Here is a 24,975-nt window from a genome sequence, read left to right on the forward strand (position 1 = left end):
GGAGCGTTGAAAGCTGTGCCCAGCATCGTTCTGGCCGGCGGCGGTAGCGCCGGCCACACCTCACCCCTGATCGCCACGGCGGACGCTCTGCGCCGGATCGACCCGACCATCGAGATCCTGGCCCTCGGAACCGAGCGCGGCCTGGAGACCCGGGTGGTGCCCGAGGCCGGGTACCGGCTGGAGCTGATCCCGCCGGTGCCGCTGCCCCGGAAACCCACGCCCGCGCTGTTCGCCGTACCGGGCAAGATGCTCGCCTCGGTGAGCGCCGCCCGGAAGGCGCTCGACGAGGCCAAGGCGGACGTCCTGGTCGGCTTCGGCGGCTACGTGTCCACACCGGCGTACGTCGCCGCCTGGCGGCGGAAGACCCCGATCGTCGTGCACGAGGGCAACGCGGTGCCGGGCATCGCGAACAAGTTCGCCGCCAAGTACTGCACCGAGAACGTGAAGACCTCGTTCCCGGGCACCGAGCTGCCGCACGCGGAGTACGTCGGGCTGCCGATCCGGCGGGCGATCTCGACCCTGGACCGGGCCGCCCTGCGCGCCGAGGCCCGGCAGTTCTTCGGGCTGCACCCGGACGCGCCGACGCTGTTCGTGACCGGCGGCTCGCAGGGTGCGCAGCGGATCAACGAGTCGGTCTCGGGTGCCGCCGCCGATCTGGCCGCGGCCGGTATCCAGGTGCTGCACGCCATCGGCCCGAAGAACACCCTCGAGGTGCCGCAGACCGGTGGGTACCCGTATGTCGTGCTGAACTACGTCGACCGGATGGACCTGGCGTACGCCGCCGCCGACCTGGTGGTCTGCCGTTCCGGCGCGAACACGGTGACCGAGGTGTCCGGCGTCGGCCTGCCGGCGATCTACGTCCCGCTGCCGATCGGTAACGGTGAGCAGCGGCTGAACGCGAAGCCGGTCGTCGACGTCGGGGGCGGCGTACTGATCGACAACGCCGACCTGACCGTCGACTGGGTGCGCGCGAACGTGCCGCAACTTCTGCTCGACCGCGAGCGTCTGACAGCCATGTCCACAGCTGCGACCGGTGTCATCCGGACCGACGCCGACGACCGATTGGCGCGGATCATCCTCGATGTGGTGAGGTCTGCGTCGTGATCGTCACCGCTCCTGACACGCTGTTACCGGCCGAGAAGCTGGGCAGGGTGCACTTCGTAGGCATCGGCGGCGCCGGCATGTCCGGGATCGCCCGGATCATGGCGTCCCGCGGGATCGAGGTGTCCGGCTCGGACGCCAAGGACGGCAAGGTGCTGGCCGCGCTCCGGGCACTCGGCGCGACCTGCTGGGTCGGGCACGAGGCCGGGCACGTGGCCGCGGTGGACACCGTGGTGGTCTCCACCGCGATCCGCGAGACCAACCCCGAGGTGGTCGCCGCCCGCGCGGCCGGGATCCCGATCCTGCCGCGGGCCGCCGCACTGGCCTCGGTGATGGTCGGCCGCCGGACGATCGCGGTCGCCGGCACGCACGGCAAGACCACCACCACGTCGATGATCACGGTCGCGCTGCAGCACTGCGGCGCCGACCCGTCGTACGCGATCGGCGGGAACCTGAACGAGTCCGGGTCGAACGCCCACGACGGCAACGGCGACCTGTTCGTCGCCGAGGCCGACGAGTCGGACAAGTCGTTCCTGACGTACTCGCCCGAGGTGTCGATCGTCACGTCGGTGGAGCCCGACCACCTGGACAACTACGGCGACGAGGCCAGCTATCGCAAGGCGTTCGAGGAGTTCTGCGCCCGGGTGCTGCCCGGCGGGTTCATGGTGATCTGCCAGGACGACGCCGGCGCCCGGCAGTTGGCGGCGTACGCGCGGGACCTGGGGATCGACGTCCGGACGTACGGCGAGTCCGAGGACGCGGACCTGCGGGTGACCGAGCTCACGGCGACCGGGGCGACGCAGTCGTTCGTGCCGGTGTACCACGGGCGGAAGCTGCCGGTGGTGAACCTGCAGCAGGCAGGCAGGCACAACGCGCTGAACGCGTCCGCCGCGCTCAGCGCGGGTCTCGGGCTCGGGTTCTCCGCGGCCGACCTCGCGGAAGGGTTGGCCGCCTTCACCGGGACCGGACGACGGTTCGAGTTCAAGGGGCTCGAGGACGGCGTCCGGGTGTTCGACTCGTACGCGCACCACCCGACCGAGCTGACCGCCGACCTGACCGCGGCCCGCCAGGTGGCGGGGCAGGGGCGCGTGATCGCGTGCTTCCAGCCGCACCTGTTCAGCCGGACGCGGATCTTCGCGACCGAGTTCTCCGAGGCGCTGGCGCTGGCCGACGAGGTCGTGGTGATGGACGTCTTCGCGGCCCGCGAGGACCCCGAGCCCGGCGTCACCGGGGCCCTGATCGCGAACCACGTGCCGCTGAAGCCGGACCAGGTCCGGTTCGAGCCGTCCTGGTCCGCCGTGCCGCAGCTGGTCGCGGACCTCGCCGAGCCGGGCGACCTGGTGGTCACGCTCGGGGCCGGCGACGTGACGCTGATCGGCCCGGAAGTCGTTGGTCTGCTGGCCGAACGCGCCGCCACCCGCGAGCCTGCGCCGGAGGCCGTCGCGCCTGTGGTGAAGTAAAAGCGTGAGGTACGTCGGATGAGCCAGAGCGTCGATCTGGCTCGGGCACAGCAGCGGTTCGCGCGCCGGCAACGGCTCGTGCGGTGGCGCAGCTGGTTGCCCTGGGCCATCGGCGGCGGGCTGGTCGCGCTGGCCGGCCTGATCGTCTGGCTGTTCTACTTCTCCTCCGCGTTCGCGGTCTCCGGGGTCCGGATCAGCGGTGCCGACACGGTGCCGGTGGCAACGATCGAGCAGACCGCGGCGGCCCCGATCGGTACCCCGCTGGCGAAGGTGGACCTGCGGGCGATCGCGGACCGGGTGCGGACCATCCCGGCGGTCGCGGACGCCCAGGTGACCCGGGCGTGGCCGCGGAAGATCGTGATCGTGGTCACCGAACGGGTCCCGGTCGTGGTGGTCACCGACGGTTCGCGGTACGAACTGGTGGACGCCACGGGGACGTCGTACCGGACGGTGCCGGACCGGCCGGCCGGTCTGCCGGAGGCGAAGGTCACCGGTGTCCGGCGGGACGTCACCGTGCACTCGGTGGTGACGGTCTCGGCGGCCCTCCCGGAATCGCTGCGGACACAGGTGGGATCGATCACGGCGACGTCGCCGGACTCGATCACGCTGAACCTCGGCTCCGGGGTCAAGGTCGTTTGGGGTAGTTCCGATGACAGTGCGCGCAAGGCCGAGGTACTCAGCGTACTGATGAAGCGGGACGCGAAGGTGTACGACGTCTCGGCGCCCGATCTCCCTGTCACCAAAGGGGAAAAACGGTGACGGGCATCTCGCGGCGAGGCGCGTGGACTTTGGCGGGAAGCGTCCCGTAGCGTTCCGCGTAATCTAAAGTTGACATAAGTCTAAGCATCCACTTGAGGTTCAGTCTTTTCGCTGGACAACGGGAAACGAACGAGGCGAGAGGCGCGGACGTGGCGGCACCGCAGAACTACCTGGCACTCATCAAGGTCGTCGGCATCGGCGGAGGCGGCGTGAACGCCGTCAACCGGATGATCGAGCACGGTCTGAAGGGCGTTGAGTTCATCGCCATCAACACCGACGCCCAGGCGTTGCTGATGAGCGACGCGGACGTCAAGCTCGACATCGGCCGGGAGGAGACCCGCGGCCTCGGCGCCGGGGCGAACCCGGCGATCGGGCAGAAGGCCGCGGAGGACCACGCCGAGGAGATCGAGGAGGCGCTCAAGGGCGCCGACATGGTCTTCGTCACCGCCGGTGAGGGCGGCGGCACCGGCACCGGCGGCGCGCCCGTGGTGGCGCGGATCGCCCGGTCGCTGGGCGCGCTGACCATCGGTGTGGTGACCCGGCCGTTCTCGTTCGAGGGCAAGCGCCGCGCCACCCAGGCCGAGGACGGCATCGCCACCCTCCGCGAGGAGGTGGACACGCTGATCGTCATCCCGAACGACCGGCTGCTGACCATCTCGGACCGCGCGGTGTCCGTGCTGGACGCGTTCAAGCAGGCCGACCAGGTGCTGCTGCAGGGTGTTTCCGGCATCACCGACCTGATCACCACCCCGGGTCTGATCAACGTGGACTTCGCGGACGTCAAGGCGGTCATGTCGAACGCCGGCTCCGCGCTGATGGGCATCGGCTCGTCCCGCGGCGAGGACCGCGCGGTCGCGGCCGCCGAGGCAGCCATCTCGTCTCCGTTGCTGGAGGCAAGCATCGAGGGTGCGCACGGTGTGCTGCTGTCGATCGCGGGCGGCTCCGACCTGGGCCTGTTCGAGATCAACGAGGCCGCGCAACTGGTGTCGGAGTCCGCGCACTCGGACGCGAACATCATCTTCGGCGCGGTGATCGACGACGCGCTCGGCGACGAGGTGCGGGTCACCGTGATCGCGGCCGGCTTCGACGGCGGGATGCCGAAGCGCCGCGAACAGGCCATGAACCAGGCCCGGCCGCAGTCCTCCCGCCCGGCGAACCAGAACTACTCCCAGCCGATGACGGTCTCCAACCCCACCCAGACCCCACCCCCGCCCGCCAACCCGCAGGGCGGCTTCGGCCAGCCGGGTGGGGGACAGCAGGGCGGGGGACAGGCGGGTCAGGGCGGCTTCGGCCAGGCAGGTGCCGGTCAGGCAGGCGGCCAGCCGGCCGCAGGCCAGCCCGGCGCGGGTCAGCCTGGCGTGGGTCAGGGCGGTGCTGGTCAGGCCGGCCAGCCGGCCAACCAGGCTCAAGGCACCCAGGCGCACCCGGGTTCAGCTGCTCCTCAAGGAGTCCCGGGTCAGCAGTCCGGCCAGCCTCAGGCGGCGCCGTCGTCCACCCCGCAGGCCGACGACACCGTCCCGGTCCCGGCCCCGACGGAGCCCCGCACCGGCACCACGAACTCCGCCCGCCCGCAAGCAGGCGACGGAGTACGCACGGTCCAGTCCGGGAACTCCCCGCACACGCCCGCTTCGCCGTCGACCCAGCACTCCTGGCCCACCAACGGCCCGAGCAGCGCGACCGGCGGTTCCACCTCCCAGGCCCCGAAGCCGAAGAAGCAGGAGCCCGAGGAAGACCTCGACATCCCCGACTTCCTCAAGTAACGCGGTTCACCCACCAGGCCGGCGCGGGCGGTACACCGAAACCACGACGCCGTACCGCGCCTCGTCCGGGCCGGCGTCGACCAACCCGTCGACCAGGTCGCTCAGTGTCGCGGCCAGTTCGTCGGCCTGAGCCGCTGTCAGCCGCAGGTTCCGCACCGTGAACAGCGGGTCGTCGTCAGCCGTCTCCAGCTCGGCAGCGACCGCCTGGAGTGCGACGGTGTTGTTCGCCCGTGCGCCTTCACCGGTGAAGCCGAACCGCCGGACGGAGCGCCGGTAGTACTGCTCGGTCCCGCCGCGCACCTGCCGGGTCTCCGCCACGTGCACCATCCCGGCGTCGCGCAGCACGCCCAGATGATGGGCCACGTTGCCTTTCGCCGTGCCGAGTGCGGCCGCCAGCTGGCTGATCGTCGCCGCCTCCTGCCCGAGCGCGAACAGCAACCGATGCCGCAACGGGTGCCCGAGCGCCTTGAACTGCGCGGCACTCGACACCTCCAGGTGATCGACGATCTCAGCCATGAATCAAGCGTCGAGAATTCTTGACGCTTTGTCAACGCGGATGCTCTACTCCTGCCATGGAAACCGAAGAGATCAGGTCCGTCCTCGGCCGGCTGGGGGCGTTGGTCGGCGAGCACTACGTCTTCCCGGAGGTCGGCACCGAGGTCGCGGACCGGCTGGCCGCCGCGGTCGCCGACGGTGCGTACGACGACGTCCGGACCCCCGAGGCGCTGGCCGAGCAGGTCACGGCCGACCTCCAGCAGGGCAACCGCGACAAGCATCTACGGCTCGTGTTCCGGCGGGACGGACTGCCGGACGAGGCCGACCCGGTGGCCGAGGAGGCGCACTGGCGGCGCCGGGCCGCGCTCGACGCCGGCGGGATGGCCCGCGTCGAACGGCTCGACGGCAACATCGGTCTGCTCGAGATCCGGCCGTTGCTGTATCCGCCTGAGCACGCCGCCGCGATGGTCACGGCCGCGCTCTCGCTGCTGGCGTCGACCGACGCGCTGATCCTCGACCTGCGCCGTTGTGTCGGCGGATCACCTGACCAGGTCGCGCTCGTGTGCGGGTTCCTGTTCGACTCCGACGAGCCGGTCCATCTGCAGGACCTGGTCACCCCGGCGGACGGGACGACGCGGCAGTTCTGGACGCCGGCGTACGTGCCGGGTCCGCGGTACGACCGCGCCAAGCCGATCTGGGTGCTGACCAGTTCGGCGACGTTCTCGGGTGGCGAGGAGCTGGCCTACAACCTGCAGCAGTTCGAGCGCGGGGTCGTCGTGGGCGAGCGGACGGCCGGAGGTGCGCATCCGCGTCGCGGCTTCAAGCTGCACGAACAGCTCGAGGCGTCGGTGCCGGTGGCGCGGTCCGTCAACCAGGTCTCCGGGACGAACTGGGAAGGCACCGGGGTCGCTCCCGATCTCGCGGTCCCGGCGGAGCAGGCGTTCGACGAGGCGTACCGCCGGGCGGCCGAGCACGTGCTCGGGATGCCGGCGGACCCGGAGCGGAACGGTGTGACGGACGAGGCACGGACGGTGCTGGGCGCCGAGGTGGGTGCGGGGGTCGCTGCTGGGTAATCTTCAGGCGTGTTCGGCTATGACGAGACGGTTTCCGGCGCCCGGGTTGCGTTCACCGATCGGTACGGAGGTGCCAGCGAACCGCCGTACGGCGAGCTGAATCTCGGTACTGCGGCGGGCCCGGACGTCGACGGTGTCCGGACGAACTTCCGGCTGGTCGCCGCCGAGTTCGGCGTACCCGCCGAGCAGGTGGTCGTCCTCCACCAGGTGCACGGCCGCGACGTCCACGTCGTCCGTCCGGGCGACGAACTGCCGGTGACGCCCGCACCGAAGGCCGACGGTCTGGTCACCACCCGGTCCGACGTCGTACTCGCGGTCCGCGCCGCCGACTGTCTTCCGGTGCTGCTGTCCGCCGACGGCGTGATCGGCGCCGCACACTCCGGCCGCAAGGGCATGTACGCCGGCATCGTCCCGGCGACCGTCGACGCGATGCGTGCGCTCGGGGCGGGGCGGATCACCGCGGTCCTCGGTCCGTACGCGTGCGGCAAGTGCTACGAAGTACCCGACGAGATGCGCGCCGAGGTCGTCGAGCAGGTGCCGGCGTCGTACTCCGAGACGAGCTGGGGGACGCCCGCGCTGGACGTGGCCGCCGGCGTCCGCGCCCAGCTGGCCGACCTCGACGTCGAGGTGATCGACGCCACGGCCTGCACGATCGAGTCGGAGAACCTGTACTCGTACCGTCGCGAAGGTCCGGAGAGCGGGCGGATGGCGGGCCTCGTCAAGCTGGCTTCGGCATGACCCGCGCGGACGAGCTGCGGGCCAACCTCGAGCAGGTGCGGGAGCGGATCGAGAAGGCCTGTCAGGCGGCCGGGAGGGCGCGGGACGAGGTCACCCTCGTGGCGATCACCAAAACCTTCCCAGTCAGCGACGTACGGGCGCTGGCGGATCTCGGGGTCACCGACGTCGGGGAGAACCGCGAGCAGGAGCTGAAAGAGAAGGCGCCGGACTGCCCGGACCTCAACTGGCACTTCGTCGGGCAGCTGCAGTCGAAGAAGTCCCGCTCGGTGGTCCGGTACGCGTCGGTCGTGCACTCGGTCGACCGCTTGTCACTGGTCGGCGCGCTGTCGAAGGCCGCGAGCGCCGAGCAGAAGTCGGTGCGATGCCTGATCCAGGTGAGCCTCGCGGCCTTCGGGTCCGCGGACGCCGCGACCGGTGCGAGCCGCGGTGGGGTAGCGCCCGCCGACGTACCGGAACTGGCCGCGGCGATCGCGGCGGCCGACGGGCTCGAGCTCGGCGGTGTGATGGCGGTCGCGCCACTCGGTGCCGAACCGGAGAAAGCCTTCGCGGGACTGCACGACGTAGCGTCCCGGCTACGGTCCGAACATCCCGGTGCGGACTGGATCTCGGCCGGGATGACCGGCGATCTGGAGGCTGCGATCAAGCACGGTGCGACACACGTTCGGCTCGGGCGCGCATTACTCGGTACGCGGTCTCCACTGGGTTAGTGTCGACATCGAGCGGATTTCGCTTCCGACTCACTGTTGTCGTCGAACCGGATCGAGGTGCTGAGGGGCCATGAGCGGCGCGCTGCGCAAGATGGGTGTGTACCTCGGCTTGGTCGAGGACGGGGAGCGCTACAACGCCCGTTATGACGACACGTACGACGAGTACGACGACGACGAGTTCGACGAGGCAGTCGACGGGGACTCCCAGGAAACCGTGCCGGTGGCTGCCGGCCGGGAGAGCCGCGAGACCCGGGAGCACCGCGAGGAGCGTCCGGAGCCGAGCGGTGCCACGGTCAGCAAGTTCCCAGACCGGCGCGGGGTCGCGCCGTCCCCGGAGGTTACCGAGTTGGCCCGCATCACCACCGTGCACCCGCGCAGCTACAACGAAGCGCGCGTCATCGGTGAGCACTTCCGTGACGGCACGCCCGTCATCATGAACCTGACCGAGATGGATCACTCCGACGCGAAGCGGCTCGTGGACTTCGCGGCCGGGCTGATCTTCTGCTGCCGGGGCTCGATCGAGCGGATCACCACCAAGGTGTTCCTGGTCTGCCCGCCGAACGTCACGGTGGCCGCCGAGGAGAAGGAGAAGATCGCCGCGGACGGGTTCTACAACCAGAGCTGAGGCTCTGGTTCGCGATCCTGCTTTCGGCGTCTTCTACACTCGTTGTCGACATGAATGCTCTAGCGCTCGTCCTCATCGTTCTGTACTGGGTGCTGCTCGCCTTCTTCCTGGTGCTGGTGGCGCGGTTCGTACTCGGCCTGATCGTGATGTTCGCGCCGCAGTGGCACCCGAAGGGGCCGCTGCTGCTGCTGTTCGAGCTGATCTACTCGATCACCGACCCGTTCCTGAAGCCGTTGCGGCGGATCCTGCCGCCGATCGGGGCCGGTGGTGTGCGGATCGATCTGTCCACGTTGATGCTGTTCGTGATCGTCTCGGTGGCGATGGCCATCAACTCGACGGCCCTTCGATCGTTGTAAGGGTGAGGACCACGAGGAGTGGGTAGATAGAGCCCGGATTCCGTTCTAAGACAACGAAGCGATAACGTGATCTACTGAGTCGCCAAGGCGAGACCACGGGGACTCCGCCAAGACACAGACAAACGAGGTGAAAGATGCCGCTGACGCCGGATGACGTCCGCTCGAAGCAGTTCACGCCCGTCCGACTACGGGAGGGCTACGACGTCACAGAGGTCGACTCCTTCCTCGACGAGGTGGAAGCCGAGCTCGAGCGACTTCTCGCCGAGAACGAGGAGCTGCGGGCCAAGCTCGCGGCGGCCCAGCGCGCCGGCGCGGACCAGCAGCGGCCGGTCGACCAGACCGCCGCGCTGCCGCCCGTCGTGCAGCAGCCGAAGCCCCCGGTCGTGGTCGAGAAGCCCGAGGAGAAGCCGCCGGTGGTGGCACCTGCTCCCGGGGCGGCCGCGGCGGCCGGCACGGTCGGTGACGCGTCCAGCTCCGCCGTGCGGCTGCTGGAGATGGCCACCAAGCACTCCGACGACCTGGTCCAGGAGGCGAAGGACACCGCCGACAAGATCATCGGCGAGGCCCGCGCCAAGGCGGAGCGGCTGGAGAACGAGGCCCGCGGCAAGGCCGACCGGATGACCGGTGAGGCCCGCGCCCGCGCCGAGAAGCTCGACGGCGAGATCGCCGAGCGGCGCGCGCAGATGCTCGGCACCCTGGAGAAGCAGAAGGGTCAGCTCGAGCGCACCATCGACGACCTGCACGCGTACGAGCGGGAGTACCGCAGCCGCCTGAAGACGTACTTCACCGAGCAGCTCAAGGCGCTCGGCAACGGCGACGACACGCTCAGCCCGCGGAACGGTTTCCGTCCCGAGGCCCGCGCCCAGGCGCACGGCGGCCACGGCGTCTGAGTAACTCTCTGAGAAGAGGCGGTGCTTTCCGGCGGCACCGCCTCTTCTGCATGTCCGGACCCTTCTGACACAGGGTCCACCGGCGGTGACTCCAGGTCAGCGTCGCGCCGGACCGGCCTCCACCGGCAGTTGGCTGGTGGAGCCCAGCCGACTGCCGGTGGACGACCGTCAGGCCTTGGTCAGCCAGTAGCTGAGTTGCAGGTCCTCTTCGGTGCCGGCGGCAACGTCCGGCTCGGACGGGGCCGACTGGTTCAGCTCGACGGCGAGCACCTCGCGGGCGATCTCGTCCGCGTGCTTGCCGAGGGCATCGGAGAGTTCGGCGTCGGTCGAGGTGAGCCAGACCTTGATCCGGTCCGACACCTCGAGCCCGGCGCTCTTCCGGGCCTCCTGCAGCGTGCGGACCACCTCGCGGGCCAGTCCGGCCTGCTTCAGCTCCGGTGTCACCTCGAGGTCGAGGGCAACGGTCTCGCCCTGTTCGTTGACCACCGACCAGCCTTCCTTCGGCCGCTCGGAGACCAGCACCTCGGCCGCTCCGACCTGGACGTCCTCGCCGTCGACCACCACGGTCGCCGTGCCGGACTCCTTCAGCGCGGCCGCCAGCGCACCGGCGTCCGCCGCCGCGATCGCCGCCGCGACCACCGGGGTCTGCTTGGCGAACCGCTTGCCGAGCTCGCGGAAGTTGCCCTTGGCAGCGAACTCGACCAGGTCCGCGCCGGCCGACGACAGCGGCGCGACGGTGCCGACGTTCAGCTCGTCGGCGATCTCCTGGAGCAGTTCGGGGGACAGGTCCGCGATCGCGGCGGATCCGACCAGCGCCCGGGCCAGCGGCTGCCGGGTCTTCACCTTCGCCTCGGCCCGGGCCGACCGGCCGAGCTCGACGACCCGGCGGGCCATCGACACGTGCTGCGCCAGTACATCGTCGATCAGCGTCTCGTCGTACGTCGGGAAGCTCGTCAGGTGCACGGACTCCGGCAGGCCGGGGGTGACCGGGCGGAACACGTCCTGCCAGACCCGCTCGGTGACGAACGGCATCAGCGGCGCCATCACCCGGGTCAGCACCTCGAGCGTCTCGTGCAGCGTCGCCAGCGCGCCGGTGTCGCCGGACCAGAACCGGCGGCGGGAACGGCGGACGTACCAGTTCGAGAGCACGTCGACGAACGAGTTGACCAGGCTTCCCAGCCGCTGCGTGTCGAAGTCCGCGTACGCCGCGTCCGTGTCGCGGACCAGCCGGTGCGTCTCACTGACCAGCCACCGGTCCAGCACCGAACGCTCCTCGACTGCTGGTGCGTCCGTCGGCGACCAGTCGGCGAGCCGGGCGTACAACGCGTGGAACGCGACCGTGTTCCAGTAGGTGATCAGCACCTTCCGGGTGATCTCGTTCAGCACGTTCGGCCCGATGCCGCGCGCCTTCCACGGCGACCCGGAGGCGGCCATGAACCAGCGCACCGCGTCCGCGCTGTGGTCGTCCATCAGCGGGATCGGCTCCAGGATGTTGCCGAGGTGCTTGGACATCTTCCGGCCGTCCTCGGCCAGGATGTGCCCGAGGCAGACCACGTTCCGGTACGACGACTCGTCGAACACCAGCGTGCCGATCGCCATCAGCGTGTAGAACCAGCCGCGGGTCTGGTCGATCGCCTCGGAGATGAAGTCGGCCGGGTAGGTCTGCGCGAACTTCTCCTCGGAGCCCTCGACCCACGGGTAGCCCCACTGCGCGAACGGCATCGAGCCCGAGTCGTACCAGGCGTCGATCACCTCGGGCACCCGGTGCGCCTCGGCACCGCAGGTCGGGCAGTCGAACGTGATGTCGTCGACGTACGGCCGGTGCGGGTCGCTGCCGCTCAGGTCGCGGCCGGCCAGCTCGCCGAGCTCGGCCAGCGAGCCCACGCACACCTGGTGGTCCTCGGCGCAGCGCCAGATCGGCAGCGGCGTACCCCAGTAGCGGGAGCGCGAGACGGCCCAGTCGATGTTGTTCCGCAGCCAGTCGCCGTACCGGCCCCACTTCACCGACTCCGGGTACCAGTTGGTCTTCTCGTTCTCGCGGAGCAGCGCGTCCTTCACCTGGGTGGTCCGGATGTACCAGGACGGCAGCGCGTAGTACATCACCGGGGTGTGGCAGCGCCAGCAGTGCGGGTACGGGTGCTCGTACGGGACGTGCTTGAACAGCAGCCCGCGCGCCTTGAGGTCCGCGACCAGATCCTCGTCCGCCTTCTTGAAGAACTGCCCGCCGACCAGCGGTACGTCGGCGTTGAAGTGGCCGGTCGTGTCCACCGGGTTCACCACCGGCAGGTTGTACGCGCGGCCCACCGCGAGGTCGTCCGCACCGAACGCGGGGGACTGGTGCACCAGACCGGTACCGTCCTCGGTGGTCACGTACTCGGCCAGTACGACGAAGTGCGCGGGCTCGTCGAACGGCACCAGCTCGAACGGCCGCTGGTAGGTCCACCGCTCCATGTCGCGGCCGCCGTACTCGCCGGTGACCGTCCAGCCCTCGCCGAGCCGGTCCAGCAGCGGCTTGGCCACCACGAGCGACTCGTTGCCGTCGGTGGCGACGACGTACTCGACGTCAGGGTGTACGGCGACAGCCGTGTTCGACACCAGGGTCCACGGGGTCGTCGTCCAGACCAGCAGCGAGGCCTTGCCGGCCAGCGGGCCGGAGGTGAGCGGGAAGCGGACGTAGACCGACGGGTCGACGACCGTCTCGTAGCCCTGGGCGAGCTCGTGGTCCGACAGGCCGGTGCCGCAGCGCGGGCAGTACGGCGTGATCCGGTAGTCCTCGACCAGCAGGCCCTTCTCGTGGATCTGCTTCAGCGACCACCAGACCGACTGGACGTACTCCGGGTCCATCGTCTTGTACGGGTGCTCGAGGTCGACCCAGTAGCCCATCCGGACCGTCAGCTCGTTGAACGCGTCCACATGCCGGAGCACCGACTCGCGGCACTTCGCGTTGAACTCGGCGATCCCGTACGCCTCGATGTCCGGCTTGCCGTTGAAGCCGAGCTCCTTCTCCACCGCGACCTCGACCGGGAGGCCGTGGCAGTCCCAGCCGGCCTTGCGCTCGACCCAGAAACCCTTCATGGTCCGGTAGCGCGGGAACACGTCCTTGAAGACGCGGGCCTCGATGTGGTGGGTGCCGGGCATGCCGTTCGCGGTCGGCGGGCCTTCGTAGAACGTCCACGGCGTACCGCCGGCGGACTGTTCGAGGCTCTTGGCGAAGGTGTCGTGCTCGTCCCAGAGGGTGAGCACCTCCCGCTCGAGCGCCGGGAAGTCGACCTGGGCGGGGACCTGCCGCCAGGGGGTGTTTGCCGCCATGTTGTGTCCTTCGTCGCGTCCTGCCTGCTGACGAGGGACGAAGTACCCGGTCTTGTGCCGGCTACCGCGCGGTACCACCCTCCTTGGTGACCCTGAGTGCGGTCACCCACTTCCTTTACGACACGCTGCCGGTTCTAATAGGTCCCTACGGACTGTTCTTCCGGCGGCTCCGGGGTGATGGCCCCATCACTGCCTTGCGGTTCGCGGTTATGAGTGTACGGCTTCGTACGAGGTGACTACGAATCGTTAAAGCGACCGGGGCGGTGGGGCGGGCAGGAGAAATACAGTGGTGCAGTAAGAATTCGGCTATGAGAATTCTGCTGCGGGTCAGGCCGGGGGCCTCCAGGACAGCGGTCGGCGGCCGGTACGACGGGCCGTCCGGACCGGCGCTGGTGGTTGCGGTGGCGGCCCGTGCAGTGGAGGGACAGGCGACGAAGGCTGTCCTGGCGGCGGTCGCGGCCGAGTTCGGTGTGCGGCGGTCGGCGGTGCGTCTGGTGCGTGGTGCGACCAGCAGGGACAAGCTGGTCGAGGTGGAGGGGGAGGAGAAGGACATCCAGGAACGGCTCGAGCGACTGCTGGCCTGACCTGGGAAGTGTTACGGACAGTGATGTCTGCAACACGCTTGTGATGTGCGGAACATCGAGCGGACTTGAAGAACGGACTACCTTATGTCCACGGTCTGCGAGTCAGGCTGGCACGTGCTGGGCACGTGTCCTACTGTCTTGCGACCAGTCCGCTCCAGTCTCCGACGAAGGCAGGGGGTAGCTCACCATGGCTACATCGGCACGGAAGAAGTCCGCCCCCCAACGCACAGCCGCGGCCAAGAAGAGCGCCGCGAAGAAGCCCGAGCCGACCCAGAAGACAGCGGCCCGGAAAAGCCCGGCGAAGACCTCGCCGGCCAAGAAGACCACCGCGGTGAAGAAGTCGGCAGCGACCACCGCGGCGAAAAGCGCGGCGGCGAAGACCCCTGCCAAGAAAGCTCAGACGAAGAGGGTGGCCATGAAGACCAACGAGAACAGGACCCCGGCGACGGCGCCGGCGAAGTCCGCAGCACATACGGCCGAGAGTTTCAAGGTGAAGCCGGGCGAGGATCCGTGGACCGCGGCCGAGCTCGCCGAGCTGCGCTCGGAGCTGGAGGGTGAGGTCGAACACCTCAAGGAGGAGATCCACGAGGCCGAGCAGGAGATCGTGGGTCTGTTCCGGGACGGCAGCGACGGCGCCGGCAACGACCAGGCGGACGTCGGCTCCACCACCCTCGAGCGGTACCACGAGCTGACGCTGGCGAACAACGCCCGCGACATGCTCAACCAGATCGAGTTCGCGCTGAACCGGATCGACGACGGCACGTACGGCGTCTGTGAGAACTGCGGCAACGCGATCGGCAAGGGTCGGTTGCAGGCGTTCCCGCGTGCGACACTGTGTATCTCATGCAAAGAACGCCAGGAACGCCGCTGAACGACCCCACCTCGTCCCCTCAGGTGGAGGACGCAGCCACCCCCGAACCGGCCGACTCCCCGTCGGCCGGTTCTCCGTCGTCCACCCCGGTAGAACCCGCCGAACCAACCTCTCCTGAGGCCGATGTCGCCGCCAACGGCGGCGAGGCCGGGAATCGGTCGTGGAAGTGGACTGTGATGTTCGGTGGTGTGGGGTTGGTGGTGCTGTTCCTGGACCAGCTCACGAAGGCTCTGGCGCTGGCGCATCTGACGCCGGGGGAGCCGGTGAACGTGATCGGCAGCCTGCTGAAGTTCAACCTGATCCGTAACTCCGGCGCCGCGTTCAGCCTCGGCGCGGGCTACACGCCGTACATCAGCGCCGTGCAGATCGTCGTCGCGGTCGGCGTGATCTATCTGTCCCGCAAACTCGGGTCGGCCGGCTGGTCGGTCGCGTTCGGGCTGCTGTTCGGCGGCGCGGTCGGGAACATCCTGGACCGGATCTTCCGCGAGCCGTCCCCGTTCCACGGCCATGTGGTCGACTTCCTGCAGACCCCGCACTGGGCGATCTTCAACGTCGCGGACATGGCCGTCACGTCGGCCGCCGTACTGCTGGTGATCCAGACCCTGCGCGGCGTCAAGCTCGACGGCACCCGGGAGCACCGCAAGTGACAGCTCGGACCGTGATTGTGCCGGACGGTCTGGCGGGGGAGCGATTGGACGCGGCCCTGTCGCGGCTGTTCGGCGTCTCCCGCACCAAGGCCGCCGAGCTGATCGAGTCCGGCCTGGTCCAGGTCGACGGCTCCCCGGCGCCGAAGTCCTCCCGGGTCGCGGCCGGCGTACTGCTCGACGTCGAGCTCCCGCCCCCGCCGTCCGAGGTCACCGTCGTACCGGAGACCGTCGACAACCTGCGGATCGTGTACGACGACGACGAGATCGTGGTGGTGGACAAACCCGTCGGCGTCGCCGCCCACCCGTCGCCCGGCTGGACCGGGCCGACCGTGATCGGCCATCTCGCCGGCGCGGGTTTCAGCATCTCCACCAGCGGCGCCGCCGAGCGCAAGGGCATCGTGCACCGCCTCGACGTGGGGACGTCGGGACTGATGGTGGTCGCGAAGACGGAGTACGCGTACACCGCGCTGAAGCGTGCCTTCAAGGAGCGCACGGTCAAGAAGATCTATCACGCCCTCGTCCAGGGGCATCCCGACCCGTTCACCGGTACGGTCGACGCCCCGATCGACCGGCATCCGCACCACGACTACAAGTTCGGCGTAGTGGCCGGCGGGAAGCCGAGCGTCACGCACTACGAGACCCTGGAGGCGTTCCGCTACGCGACCCTCCTGGAGATCACGCTGGAGACCGGCCGCACCCACCAGATCCGCGTGCACATGTCCGCGATCGGCCACCCGTGCTGCGGTGACCTCACGTACGGCGCCGACCCGGTCCTCGCCGACCGCCTGAGCCTGGCCCGCCAATGGCTGCACGCCATGCGCCTCGGCTTCACCCACCCCGGCACCGGCGAGTACGTCGAGTTCACCTCGCAGTACCCGGACGACCTCGACCACGCCCTGGACCTACTCGACACCCAGTGAAGCTGTACCTCTCCTCGTTCCGCCTGGGCGACCACCCGGAACACCTCGTCGCCCTGCTGCCACCGGCGGCACGGGTCGCGGTGATCTGCAACGCGATCGACACCGAGGCTCCGGCGGTACGGCGGGAGAAGGTCGCGGACGAACTCGCCTGGCTGACCGCTCTCGGCCTCCGCCCCGAAGAGCTCGACCTCCGCACCACCGCCGACTTCTCGGGGTACGACGGCCTGTGGGTCCGCGGCGGCAACGTCTTCGTACTCCGCGCCGCGTTGGCCCGTTCCGGAGCGGACGAGGTGTTGCCGGTCCTGATCCGCTCCGGACAGCTCGTGTACGCCGGCTACAGCGCCGGACCGTGCGTGCTGGCGCCGAGCCTCCGCGGCCTCGAACTGTGCGACGACACGAGCGCCGTCGGCGGTGACCCGATCTGGGACGGTCTCGGCGTCCTCGACCACGCGATCGTCCCGCATCTGGACTCACCCGGTCACCCCGAGACAGGCCTGCTCGCGGCGGTCGCCGAGACGTACCGGCGGACCGGCGTACCGTACCTCGGGATGCGCGACGGGCAGGCGCTGGTGGTCGCCGGCGAGCGGCGCGAACTGGTGTGAACCTGGTTCGGTCCACGCCCGGATAGCGGGCGGTGTCGGGGTCCTCGGTGAGCCGATTCAGAACTGTCCGAAGGCCCGCATAGGCTGTACCGGTCCACCTGAATCGCGCCCTGGGAGGTCTGCGTCGATATGGCGTCCAGCGACAGTTTCGTGCATCTCCACGTGCACACCGAGTACTCGATGCTGGACGGCGCGGCGCGGATCGACGAGTTGTTCAAGACTGCCCAGGAGATGGGCCAGCCGGCGATCGCGACCACCGACCACGGGTTCGTGTTCGGCGCCTACGAGTTCTGGAAGACCGCGAAGAAGTACGACGTCAAGCCGATCATCGGCGTCGAGGCGTACCTGACGCCGCACACCCACCGGACCGAGCGCAAGCGGGTCAAGTGGGGCGACGCGAACTCGGGCCGCGACGACGTCTCCGGCTCCGGCGCGTACACGCATATGACGCTGCTCGCGAAGAACACCTCCGGCATGCACAACCTGTTCAAGATGAGCTCGCTGGCCAGCCTCGAGGGGTACTACTTCAAGCCCCGGATGGACCGCGAGCTGCTGAACACCTACGGCCAGGGCCTGATCGCCACCACCGGCTGCCCGTCCGGCGAGGTGCAGACCCGGCTCCGCCTCGGGCAGTACAAGGAAGCCGTCGAGGCCGCCGCGGAGTTCCGCGACATCTTCGGCAAGGAGAACTTCTACTGCGAGCTGATGGACCACGGCCTCGGTATCGAGCGGGACATCCAGAAGGACCTGCTCAAGCTGGCCAAGGAGCTCGGCCTGCCGCTGGTCGCGACCAACGACCTGCACTACACCAAGCCCGAGGACGCGACCGCGCACGCGGCGCTGCTGTGCGTGCAGTCCGGCTCGACGCTGTCCGACCCCAACCGGTTCAAGTTCGACGCGAACGAGTTCTACGTGAAGACCGCGGCCGAGATGCGGGAGGTCTGGAAGGAGTTCCCGGAGGCGTGTGACAACACGCTGCTGATCGCCGAGCAGTGCGACGTCGGCTTCACCGAGGGCGAGGGCCGGTTCATGCCGCGCTTCCCCTGCCCGGAGGGCCACAACGAGGAGTCGTGGTTCGTCTCCGAGGTCGAGACCGGCCTGCTCAAGCGGTATCCGGGCGGCGTACCGGACGACGTCCGCAAGCGCACCGACTACGAGATCGAGATCATCGTCTCGAAGGGGTACGCCGGCTACTTCCTGGTGGTCGCGGACTTCATCAACTGGGCCAAGGCGAACGGTATCCGGGTCGGCCCGGGCCGTGGTTCCGGTGCGGGCTCGATGTGCGCGTACGCGATGAAGATCACCGACCTCGACCCGCTGCTGCACGGTCTGTTCTTCGAGCGCTTCCTGAATCCGGAGCGGATGTCGATGCCCGACTTCGACATCGACTTCGACGACCGCCGCCGCCCCGAGGTGATCCGGTACGTCACCGAGAAGTACGGCGACGACCGGGTCGCGATGATCGTCACGTACGGCACGATCAAGGCGAAGCAGGCGATCAAGGACGCCGGCCGGGTGCTGGACTACCCGTTCGCGATGGGCGACCGGATCACCAAGGCGATGCCGCCCGCGGTGATGGGTAAGGACGTCCCGCTGTCCGGGATCTTCGACCCGCAGCACAAGCGCTACTCCGAGGCCGGCGAGTTCCGCCAGCTGTACGAGGCCGACCAGGACGTCCGCAAGATCGTCGACACCGCCCGCGGCCTGGAGAACCTGAAGCGCCAGTGGGGTGTGCACGCGGCCGGCGTGATCATGTCCAGCGAGCCGCTGATCGACCTGATCCCGATCATGCGCCGCGACCAGGACGGCCAGGTCATCACCCAGTTCGACTACCCGAGCTGCGAGACGCTCGGCCTGGTCAAGATGGACTTCCTGGGCCTGCGGAACCTGACGATCATGGACGACGCGGTCAAGAACATCGAGGCCGCGCACGGGATCCAGATCGACCTGGACAAGCTCAGCAAGGACCTCGACGACAAGCCGACGTACGACCTGCTCGCCCGCGGCGACACGCTCGGCGTCTTCCAGTTCGACGGCGGCCCGATGCGGGCGCTGCTGCGGCTCATGAAGCCGGACAACTTCGAGGACATCTCCGCGAGTACGGCGCTCTACCGGCCGGGCCCGATGGGCGCGAACAGCCACACCAACTACGCGCTCCGGAAGAACGGCCAGCAGGAGATCAGCTACCCGCACCCGGAGCTGGCCGAGGCGCTCGAGCCGGTCCTCGGTATCACCTACGGCCTGATCGTGTACCAGGAGCAGGTGATGGAGATCGCCCAGCGCCTGGCCGGCTACTCGCTCGGCAAGGCGGACCTGCTCCGTCGCGCGATGGGCAAGAAGAAGCGCGAGGTCCTGGACGCCGAGTACGTCGGCTTCTCCGAGGGCATGAAAGCGAACGGGTACTCCGAGGAGTCGATCAAGGCCCTCTGGGACATCCTGCTGCCGTTCTCCGACTACGCGTTCAACAAGGCGCACTCCGCGGCGTACGGGCTGGTCTCGTACTGGACCGCGTACATGAAGGCGAACTACCCGGCGGAGTACATGGCCGCCGTCCTGACGTCCGTGAAGGACGACAAGGACAAGATGGCCATCTACCTGAACGAGTGCCGCCGGATGGGTATCAAGGTGCTGCCCCCGGACGTCAACGAGTCCGACTCGAACTTCACCCCGGTCGGTACCGACATCCGCTTCGGGCTGTCCGCGATCCGCAACGTCGGCGTGAACGTGGTCGCCGAGATCGTCGCGGCCCGCGAGGAGAAGGGCCGGTTCACCGACTTCGTCGACTTCATCGACAAGGTCTCGCTGCCGGTCTGCAACAAGCGCGTGATCGAGTCACTGGCCAAGGCCGGCTCGTTCGACTCGATGAACCACGCCCGGCGCGCGATCGTCGCCGTCCACGAGCAGGCCGTCGACGAGGCCATCGACCTGAAGCGGAACGAGGCGCACGGCCAGTTCGACCTGTTCTCGATGGGCGACGACGCCGACGAGGGCGAGGGCAACAGCCGGCTCACCGTGACCGTCCCGGAGATCGAGGAGTGGGACAAGGCCACCAAGCTGGCGCACGAGCGCGACATGCTGGGGCTGTACGTGTCCGACCACCCGCTGTTCGGCGTCGAGCACGTGCTCACCAACGGGTCGGACTGCACGATCGGTCAGCTGCTCGCCGACGAGGACCGCCCGGACGGCAGCCGGGTGACGATCGGCGGCCTGGTCACCGCGGTCCAGCGGAAGGTGAACAAGCGCGGCGACATCTACGCGATCGTCACCATCGAGGACCTCGAAGGTTCGATCGAGGTGATGATGTTCTCCTCGGCGTACCAGTTGCACGCGCACCTGCTCAGCAACGACGCGATCATCCTGATGAAGGGCCGGATCCGGCGCCGCGAGGACCGGGTCGAGCTGAGCGGCGACGAGGTCGTCGTACCGGACCTGACCGAAGGCCCGAGCGGCCCGGTCGTCCTCACCATGCCGGTGAACCGCTGCACCCCGCCGGTCGTCGACTCGCTCCGCGACATCCTGCAGTCCCACCCCGGCATGACCGAGGTCCACCTCCGCCTCCAGGCCCGTCAGAAGACCACGGTGATGCGCATCGGCGACCGCTTCCGCGTGACCCCGACCTCGTCCCTGATGGCCGACCTGAAGGCCCTGCTGGGCCCCTCCTGCCTGGCCAGCTGACGGCGATGCGTCACACTGGCGTCGTGAGTCAACCGGAGTCGTCTCAGTCTGCGCCGTACGGGGCGCCGTCGTCGGGCAATCCTTTGGGAGGGGCGCCGGCGGAGGAGTCGCGGATGCCCTGGGCCAAGGCTGTGGTGGTGACGGTCGTGGTGTTCCTGGTTGCCGGGGTGGTTGCCGGGTGGGCCTGGCAGCAGTTCTCGCCGCTGGCGCAGTACACGGTGGACGAGCGCGGCGGGGAGCTCGGCGAGGAGCAGATGACGCGGATCTTCGGGCCGGACGGGACGTTCACCGCGATCGGGTTCGTGGCCGCGGTGGTGCTCGGCGGGGCGTTGTTCTGGTGGTTGCGTAACCACGGCCCGTGGTCGGTGGCGATCGTTGCGCTCGGCGCCTGTCTGGGCTCGGGTGTGTCGTGGGGTGTCGGCATGCTGCTCGGGCACGACCCGCTCGACCCGCGGTTGCGGGCGGCGCACGTCGGTGACCTGGTGAATGCGCCGCTGGAGCTGCACACCTGGACCCCGTTGGTGTCCTGGCTCGTCGGCGCGGCGTTGGCGTGTGCGGTGATCGCGGCCGCGTCCTGGCGGGCGGAGCCTGTTGCAACCACTTCGCAACCTGCTGCGTCAGAACCTGCACCGCCGGTCCACTAACCTTTGCAGGTCCGGCGGTGAGGCCACCGGAGCCAGCGAGGGAGCATATGTCCGACCAGAACCAGCCACCGAACCACTCAGGTGCCGGCGGCCAGCAGCCGCAGTACGGTCCGCCCCAGGGCCAGAACTTCCAGCCGCAGCAGGGCCGTCCAGGCCCGCAGCAGCCGGGCCCACAGGGTTACCCGCAGCAGGGCCAGCCGTACGGCGGCCCGCAGCAGGGCGGTCCGCAACAGCGTCCGCAGTACGGCGCTCCTCAGCAGCCCGGCCCGCAGTACGGCGGCCCCCCGCAGCCCGGCCCTCAGCAGTACGGCGGTCCGCAGTACGGGCAGTCGGCGCAGGGGTCGTACGAGCAGATGCACATCGGCGGTCAGCCGCCGCAGGGACCTGGGTACGGCGGTCCGCAGCAGTGGCAGCCGGAGCCGAAGAAGAAGCGCGGCAAGCTGATCCCGATCATCGCGGCGGTCGCGATGGTGCTGGTGGTCGCCGGCGGCGGCGTCTTCGCGTACGGCAAGCTCGGCGGCGGCGGTAAGCAGCCCGCCGACGTACTGCCGGGCACCGCGGTCGGGTACGCCCGCATCGACCTGAACCCGTCGGCCGGCCAGAAGGTCAACGCGATCCGGTTCATGATGAAGTTCCCGTCGGTGAAGGACAACCTCGGCCTTACCGGTGAGCAGGACGACCTGCGGCAGAAGCTGTTCGAGCAGATCAAGAAGTCGGCCGGCGACGACCTCGCGGACGTCGACTACGACAAGGACGTCAAGCCGTGGCTGGGCGACCGCGCCGGGTTCGCCGCCCTGCCGCCGGCTGAGGGCAAGAGCTCTCCGATCCCGGTGGTCGCCGTCCAGGTGAAGGACCAGGACGCCGCGAACAAGGGTATGGACAAGCTGCTCGCCCACGAGGACCAGAAGCCGGGCCGGGCGTTCGCCGACGGCTACATGATCCTCGGCGAGGACCAGGCGACCGTCGACTCGGCCGTCGCCGCCGCGAAGGACAACCCGCTGAGCAAGAACGCCAAGTACAAGGCGGACATGGACAAGCTCGGCGAGCAGGGCTTCGTGTCCGGCTGGGCGGACCTGAAGGCGATCGCGTCGATGAGCGGCAAGGTCGAGTCCAACCAGCTGGCCGGTCTCGGTGACGCGACCGCGGCGGTGGCGCTGCGGTTCGACCCGTCGTACGTCGAGCTGAAGGCCATCGGGCACGGCGACAAGAGCGTCAAGGTCGGGTCGGCCGACGCCGGCGACCTGATCAGCAAGCTGCCGAACAGCACCGCGGGTGCGATCGCGGTCTCCGGTGGCGAGTCGCTGATCGACACCGCCTGGCAGCAGATCCAGAAGTCCGGCGGCGAAAACCTGCAGCCGATGATCGACCGGATCACCGAGGAGACCGGCCTGAAGCTGCCGGACGACCTGAAGACGCTGGCCGGCAAAAACCTCGCGGTGGCGATGGACAAGGACACCGCGAACGGCCCGAAGGTCGCGCTCCGGATGGAGACCGACCCGTCGAAGGCCGAGCCGGTGGTGCAGAAGCTGACCACGCTGCTCCGGGAGCGGTCGTCGGAGAACATCCCGATCGAGACCGCGAAGAACGACAAGACGCTCGTGGTGTCGACCAGCAAGGAGTACGCCGACGAGGTGCTGAAGGGCGGTGACCTCGGCTCGACCGATGGCTTCAAGCAGGCGCTGCCGGACACCAAGAACGCGGTGATGATCGGGTACGTCGACTTCGCCGCTGTCGGGTCGCTGAGCCCGCGGGTCTCGGACAACAAGGACCTGGCCGCGCTGAAGTCGGCGGGGATCGTGTCCCGCTCCACCGGTGACGGCGAGGCGGAGTTCACGATGCGGGTGGTCGCCAAGTAGTCAGCAGTTCTCGAAGAAGCCCCGGACCGCCTGCGCGTAGGCGTCCGGGGCTTCTCTGTGGATCCAGTGTCCGGTGCCGTCGAACGTGACGAGCTCGGTGCCGGGGCGGTGGCGGACCATCTCGTCCGCGTGGGCGGCGCCGAGCAGGAAACTGTCGGTGGCTCGCAGCAACAAGGTCGGCCGGGTGACGGCCAGCCAGTCGTCCCACCAGTCGCCGACGTTGCCGCGCTGGACGGCCATCAGGTCGTCGGGGTCGAAGAGCAGTTCGCCGCCGTCGCCGACGCTCTCCAGGAAGTAGCCCGGCGCCGGCGTCCTCGCGAAGAACCGTTCCGCCGCCGCCCGGTCGGTAAACCGTCGCGGCCAGCGCGTCACGTCCAGCACGGCGTCGCCGGGCACCGCGCCGACGTCCTCGACCACCAACGCCCGCACCAGCTCCGGCCGCCGAGCCGCCAGCTGGTACGCCGTCACCCCACCCAGCGAATGCCCGATCACCAACGCCGGCGCCAACCCCAACTTCTCGATGAACTCAGCGACATCACCGATGAACGCCTCCCGACCGAAGTCGCCATCCGCCGGCCGGGATGAGCGGCCGTGGCCGCGGAGGTCTGGGGCGATCAGGCGATAGTCCGGGGCAAGTGCCTGGGCGAGGCGGGCGAAGGTGCGGCCACGGCCGAAGGCGCCGTGCAGGGCGACGACCGGAGTGCCGGGCCCGCCGGCATTTTCGTACCTCATGCGACCAATGCTCGCGGACGGGCCGCGAGCGGGAGGGCGATGACGGCCAGCGCGATCAGGATGCTGATCCGGTAGCCGGCGAGGAAATGTGCGCCACCGAGGAGAGCGCCGAAGACTGCCGGGGCGGCGCCGCTGCCGAGTTGGCGGGCCGCGTTGAGCAGACCGGAGGCGAGACCGCCGCGTTCGGCCGGTACGCCGCCGAGCATCAGCGTGGTCGCACTCGGAGCGACCAACCCGGCGCCGACCCCGATCGGCAACAACCACCCGACCAGCTCCCACACCTCCGTACCACCGAAGCACAGCCCGAGCAGCCCGACAGCCATCAGCACCTGCCCGCCCCGCAGCGCCCCGACCAGACCGATGCGCCCCGCGACGAGATTCGCCGGGACGATCAGCAACGTCATCGGCACGAACACCAGCCCTGTCTCCCACGCCGACCGACCGAGCTCCTGCTGCAACAGCAGCGTGACGACGAAGATCGCGCCGTACGACGCGAAGTTCAACGCGAACCCGGTCACCGAGCTGATCAGCACCGGCCCGGACCGGACCAGCGTCGCAACCCCCGCCAGCGACGCCGGCGTCGGCGTGGAGGAGATCCGGCGACCGACGGCGACGACGAGCAGGCTCACCGGCAGGTTGAGCCAGAAGGTCGTGCGCCACCCGAGACCGGAGGTGATCGCGCCGCCCAGCGGCGAGCCGACCACCAACGCGACCGCTCCCGCCGCGGCCCAGCGTCCGACGGCCGCCGCTCGCGCGGCCGGATCAGTCGCGGCGCTGTTGACCATCGCGAGGCCGGCAGGCAGGACCACCGCGGCGGCGGCGCCTTGGAACGCCCGGGCGACCAGAAGGACGTCGAGACTCCGCGCGACGGCGCACACGACCGACGTCAGTGCGAACGCGCCGACACCGGCGACGAACGCACGCGTCGCGCCGACCCGATCGGCCCACGCCCCGGCCGGGAGCAGACAGAGCGCGAACACCAACGAGTAGCCGGTCAGCACCCACGCCGGGCCACTGCCCGGAAGGTCCCGGCCGATCGACGGGAGGGCGGCGGTGGTCATCGAGGCGTTCAGCGTGACCAGAAAGAACGAGAGCGCCGCCGAAAGCAGCGCGGAAGGACGTACGGACATGCGACTACCGTGGTCGCCGGCGGACTCGGTCGGGTACACCT

At 69.3% G+C, this 24,975-nt stretch carries 22 protein-coding genes and 1 pseudogene; 18 read left to right on the forward strand and 5 right to left on the reverse strand.

Going from position 1 to position 24,975, the window contains the following annotated elements:
- Window positions 1-15: 15 nt before the first annotated feature.
- From murG to ftsZ, 4 genes and pseudogenes are all read left to right on the forward strand, one after another.
- A complete protein-coding gene (gene murG / locus AB0M51_RS04545) occupies window positions 16-1,104 on the forward strand; it encodes an undecaprenyldiphospho-muramoylpentapeptide beta-N-acetylglucosaminyltransferase (protein WP_344201050.1) in 1,089 nt (362 codons plus the stop codon).
- Window positions 1,101-2,561, forward strand: a complete 1,461-nt coding sequence (murC, locus tag AB0M51_RS04550) for a UDP-N-acetylmuramate--L-alanine ligase (protein ID WP_344201048.1) — start codon at window positions 1,101-1,103, stop codon at window positions 2,559-2,561. The genes murG and murC overlap by 4 nt, the downstream gene beginning before the upstream one ends.
- An 18-nt stretch (window positions 2,562-2,579) precedes the next feature.
- Window positions 2,580-3,320 carry an FtsQ-type POTRA domain-containing protein gene (locus AB0M51_RS04555; protein ID WP_344201045.1) on the forward strand — a complete coding sequence of 247 codons (741 nt, stop codon included), beginning with the start codon at window positions 2,580-2,582 and terminating at the stop codon, window positions 3,318-3,320.
- 92 nt (window positions 3,321-3,412) lie between these two features.
- Window positions 3,413-4,450 (forward strand): annotated as a pseudogene (ftsZ, locus tag AB0M51_RS04560) (cell division protein FtsZ); the annotation flags it as partial.
- A gap of 636 nt (window positions 4,451-5,086) precedes the next feature.
- Here ftsZ and AB0M51_RS04565 read toward each other — a convergent pair.
- A complete protein-coding gene (locus AB0M51_RS04565) occupies window positions 5,087-5,596 on the reverse strand; it encodes a helix-turn-helix domain-containing protein (RefSeq protein WP_344201042.1) in 510 nt (169 codons plus the stop codon).
- Window positions 5,597-5,652: 56 nt separating this feature from the next.
- On the opposite strand from AB0M51_RS04565, the gene AB0M51_RS04570 reads away from it, so the two are divergent.
- From AB0M51_RS04570 to AB0M51_RS04595, 6 genes are all read left to right on the forward strand, one after another.
- Window positions 5,653-6,648: a S41 family peptidase gene (locus AB0M51_RS04570; RefSeq protein WP_344201039.1), complete on the forward strand. Its 996-nt coding sequence runs from the start codon at window positions 5,653-5,655 to the stop codon at window positions 6,646-6,648.
- Between the two features lie 9 nt (window positions 6,649-6,657).
- The gene (gene pgeF, locus AB0M51_RS04575; protein ID WP_344201036.1) at window positions 6,658-7,386 is read left to right on the forward strand and encodes a peptidoglycan editing factor PgeF; all 729 of its coding nucleotides are present in this window, start codon (window positions 6,658-6,660) and stop codon (window positions 7,384-7,386) included.
- A complete protein-coding gene (locus AB0M51_RS04580) occupies window positions 7,383-8,093 on the forward strand; it encodes a YggS family pyridoxal phosphate-dependent enzyme (RefSeq protein WP_344201034.1) in 711 nt (236 codons plus the stop codon). The genes pgeF and AB0M51_RS04580 overlap by 4 nt, the downstream gene beginning before the upstream one ends.
- Window positions 8,094-8,163: 70 nt before the next feature.
- Window positions 8,164-8,718, forward strand: a complete 555-nt coding sequence (gene sepF / locus AB0M51_RS04585; protein WP_344201031.1) for a cell division protein SepF — start codon at window positions 8,164-8,166, stop codon at window positions 8,716-8,718.
- Window positions 8,719-8,768: 50 nt separating this feature from the next.
- A complete protein-coding gene (locus AB0M51_RS04590; RefSeq protein ID WP_325036415.1) occupies window positions 8,769-9,074 on the forward strand; it encodes a YggT family protein in 306 nt (101 codons plus the stop codon).
- Between the two features lie 134 nt (window positions 9,075-9,208).
- On the forward strand, window positions 9,209-9,964 hold the full coding sequence (locus tag AB0M51_RS04595) for a DivIVA domain-containing protein (RefSeq protein WP_209699510.1): 756 nt from the start codon (window positions 9,209-9,211) through the stop codon (window positions 9,962-9,964).
- A 168-nt stretch (window positions 9,965-10,132) separates the two neighbouring features.
- Here AB0M51_RS04595 and ileS read toward each other — a convergent pair whose 3' ends face one another.
- Window positions 10,133-13,273 (reverse strand): isoleucine--tRNA ligase, encoded by a 3,141-nt coding sequence (gene ileS / locus AB0M51_RS04600; protein WP_344201023.1) that lies wholly within the window; start codon window positions 13,271-13,273, stop codon window positions 10,133-10,135.
- A 308-nt stretch (window positions 13,274-13,581) separates the two neighbouring features.
- Between ileS and AB0M51_RS04605 the strand changes: the two genes are divergently transcribed.
- From AB0M51_RS04605 to AB0M51_RS04635, 7 genes are all read left to right on the forward strand, one after another.
- On the forward strand, window positions 13,582-13,857 hold the full coding sequence (locus AB0M51_RS04605; RefSeq protein WP_344201021.1) for a DUF167 domain-containing protein: 276 nt from the start codon (window positions 13,582-13,584) through the stop codon (window positions 13,855-13,857).
- Window positions 13,858-14,044: 187 nt separating this feature from the next.
- Window positions 14,045-14,728, forward strand: coding sequence for a TraR/DksA C4-type zinc finger protein (locus AB0M51_RS04610; RefSeq protein ID WP_344201017.1), 684 nt, complete (start codon window positions 14,045-14,047; stop codon window positions 14,726-14,728).
- A gap of 176 nt (window positions 14,729-14,904) precedes the next feature.
- Window positions 14,905-15,375 (forward strand): signal peptidase II, encoded by a 471-nt coding sequence (gene lspA, locus AB0M51_RS04615; RefSeq protein WP_344201014.1) that lies wholly within the window; start codon window positions 14,905-14,907, stop codon window positions 15,373-15,375.
- On the forward strand, window positions 15,372-16,295 hold the full coding sequence (locus AB0M51_RS04620) for an RluA family pseudouridine synthase (protein WP_344201012.1): 924 nt from the start codon (window positions 15,372-15,374) through the stop codon (window positions 16,293-16,295). The genes lspA and AB0M51_RS04620 overlap by 4 nt, the downstream gene beginning before the upstream one ends.
- On the forward strand, window positions 16,292-16,897 hold the full coding sequence (locus tag AB0M51_RS04625) for a Type 1 glutamine amidotransferase-like domain-containing protein (protein WP_344201009.1): 606 nt from the start codon (window positions 16,292-16,294) through the stop codon (window positions 16,895-16,897). The genes AB0M51_RS04620 and AB0M51_RS04625 overlap by 4 nt, the downstream gene beginning before the upstream one ends.
- 129 nt (window positions 16,898-17,026) lie before the next feature.
- The gene (gene dnaE, locus AB0M51_RS04630) at window positions 17,027-20,572 is read left to right on the forward strand and encodes a DNA polymerase III subunit alpha (protein ID WP_344201006.1); all 3,546 of its coding nucleotides are present in this window, start codon (window positions 17,027-17,029) and stop codon (window positions 20,570-20,572) included.
- Between the two features lie 113 nt (window positions 20,573-20,685).
- Complete coding sequence (locus AB0M51_RS04635) at window positions 20,686-21,216, forward strand: hypothetical protein (RefSeq protein ID WP_344201004.1); 531 nt, start codon at window positions 20,686-20,688, stop codon at window positions 21,214-21,216.
- Window positions 21,217-21,293: 77 nt separating this feature from the next.
- Here the strand turns inward: AB0M51_RS04635 and AB0M51_RS04640 are convergent, their stop codons facing one another.
- Entirely contained in the window at window positions 21,294-21,575 is a 282-nt protein-coding gene (locus AB0M51_RS04640) for a hypothetical protein (RefSeq protein WP_344201001.1), read from the reverse strand.
- Between AB0M51_RS04640 and AB0M51_RS04645 the strand changes: the two genes are divergently transcribed.
- Window positions 21,570-23,072 carry a DUF3352 domain-containing protein gene (locus AB0M51_RS04645; RefSeq protein ID WP_344200998.1) on the forward strand — a complete coding sequence of 501 codons (1,503 nt, stop codon included), beginning with the start codon at window positions 21,570-21,572 and terminating at the stop codon, window positions 23,070-23,072. The two genes, AB0M51_RS04640 and AB0M51_RS04645, sit on opposite strands and share 6 nt — an antisense overlap.
- Here the strand turns inward: AB0M51_RS04645 and AB0M51_RS04650 are convergent, their stop codons facing one another.
- Both AB0M51_RS04650 and AB0M51_RS04655 read right to left on the reverse strand, forming a co-directional pair.
- Window positions 23,073-23,804 (reverse strand): alpha/beta hydrolase, encoded by a 732-nt coding sequence (locus AB0M51_RS04650; protein ID WP_344200995.1) that lies wholly within the window; start codon window positions 23,802-23,804, stop codon window positions 23,073-23,075.
- Entirely contained in the window at window positions 23,801-24,934 is a 1,134-nt protein-coding gene (locus tag AB0M51_RS04655; protein WP_344200992.1) for an MFS transporter, read from the reverse strand. The genes AB0M51_RS04650 and AB0M51_RS04655 overlap by 4 nt, the downstream gene beginning before the upstream one ends.
- Window positions 24,935-24,975: the final 41 nt, after the last annotated feature.

The organism is Kribbella sp. NPDC051137, from assembly GCF_040682535.1.
Taxonomy (GTDB): domain Bacteria; phylum Actinomycetota; class Actinomycetes; order Propionibacteriales; family Kribbellaceae; genus Kribbella; species Kribbella karoonensis.

Bases quoted from the DNA above. Each gene is read 5' to 3' on its own strand.
- AB0M51_RS04565 (WP_344201042.1), bottom strand. From the start codon at position 5,596: ATGGCTGAGATCGTCGATCACCTGGAGGTGTCGAGTGCCGCGCAGTTC.
- AB0M51_RS04645 (WP_344200998.1), top strand. From the start codon at position 21,570: ATGCACATCGGCGGTCAGCCGCCGCAGGGACCTGGGTACGGCGGTCCG.
- AB0M51_RS04610 (WP_344201017.1), top strand. From the start codon at position 14,045: ATGGCTACATCGGCACGGAAGAAGTCCGCCCCCCAACGCACAGCCGCG.
- AB0M51_RS04635 (WP_344201004.1), top strand. From the start codon at position 20,686: ATGCCCTGGGCCAAGGCTGTGGTGGTGACGGTCGTGGTGTTCCTGGTT.
- lspA (WP_344201014.1), top strand. From the start codon at position 14,905: ATGTTCGGTGGTGTGGGGTTGGTGGTGCTGTTCCTGGACCAGCTCACG.
- AB0M51_RS04580 (WP_344201034.1), top strand. From the start codon at position 7,383: ATGACCCGCGCGGACGAGCTGCGGGCCAACCTCGAGCAGGTGCGGGAG.
- sepF (WP_344201031.1), top strand. From the start codon at position 8,164: ATGAGCGGCGCGCTGCGCAAGATGGGTGTGTACCTCGGCTTGGTCGAG.
- ileS (WP_344201023.1), bottom strand. From the start codon at position 13,273: ATGGCGGCAAACACCCCCTGGCGGCAGGTCCCCGCCCAGGTCGACTTC.
- AB0M51_RS04655 (WP_344200992.1), bottom strand. From the start codon at position 24,934: ATGTCCGTACGTCCTTCCGCGCTGCTTTCGGCGGCGCTCTCGTTCTTT.
- dnaE (WP_344201006.1), top strand. From the start codon at position 17,027: ATGGCGTCCAGCGACAGTTTCGTGCATCTCCACGTGCACACCGAGTAC.
- AB0M51_RS04570 (WP_344201039.1), top strand. From the start codon at position 5,653: ATGGAAACCGAAGAGATCAGGTCCGTCCTCGGCCGGCTGGGGGCGTTG.
- AB0M51_RS04595 (WP_209699510.1), top strand. From the start codon at position 9,209: ATGCCGCTGACGCCGGATGACGTCCGCTCGAAGCAGTTCACGCCCGTC.
- AB0M51_RS04650 (WP_344200995.1), bottom strand. From the start codon at position 23,804: ATGAGGTACGAAAATGCCGGCGGGCCCGGCACTCCGGTCGTCGCCCTG.
- AB0M51_RS04605 (WP_344201021.1), top strand. From the start codon at position 13,582: ATGAGAATTCTGCTGCGGGTCAGGCCGGGGGCCTCCAGGACAGCGGTC.
- AB0M51_RS04590 (WP_325036415.1), top strand. From the start codon at position 8,769: ATGAATGCTCTAGCGCTCGTCCTCATCGTTCTGTACTGGGTGCTGCTC.
- AB0M51_RS04555 (WP_344201045.1), top strand. From the start codon at position 2,580: ATGAGCCAGAGCGTCGATCTGGCTCGGGCACAGCAGCGGTTCGCGCGC.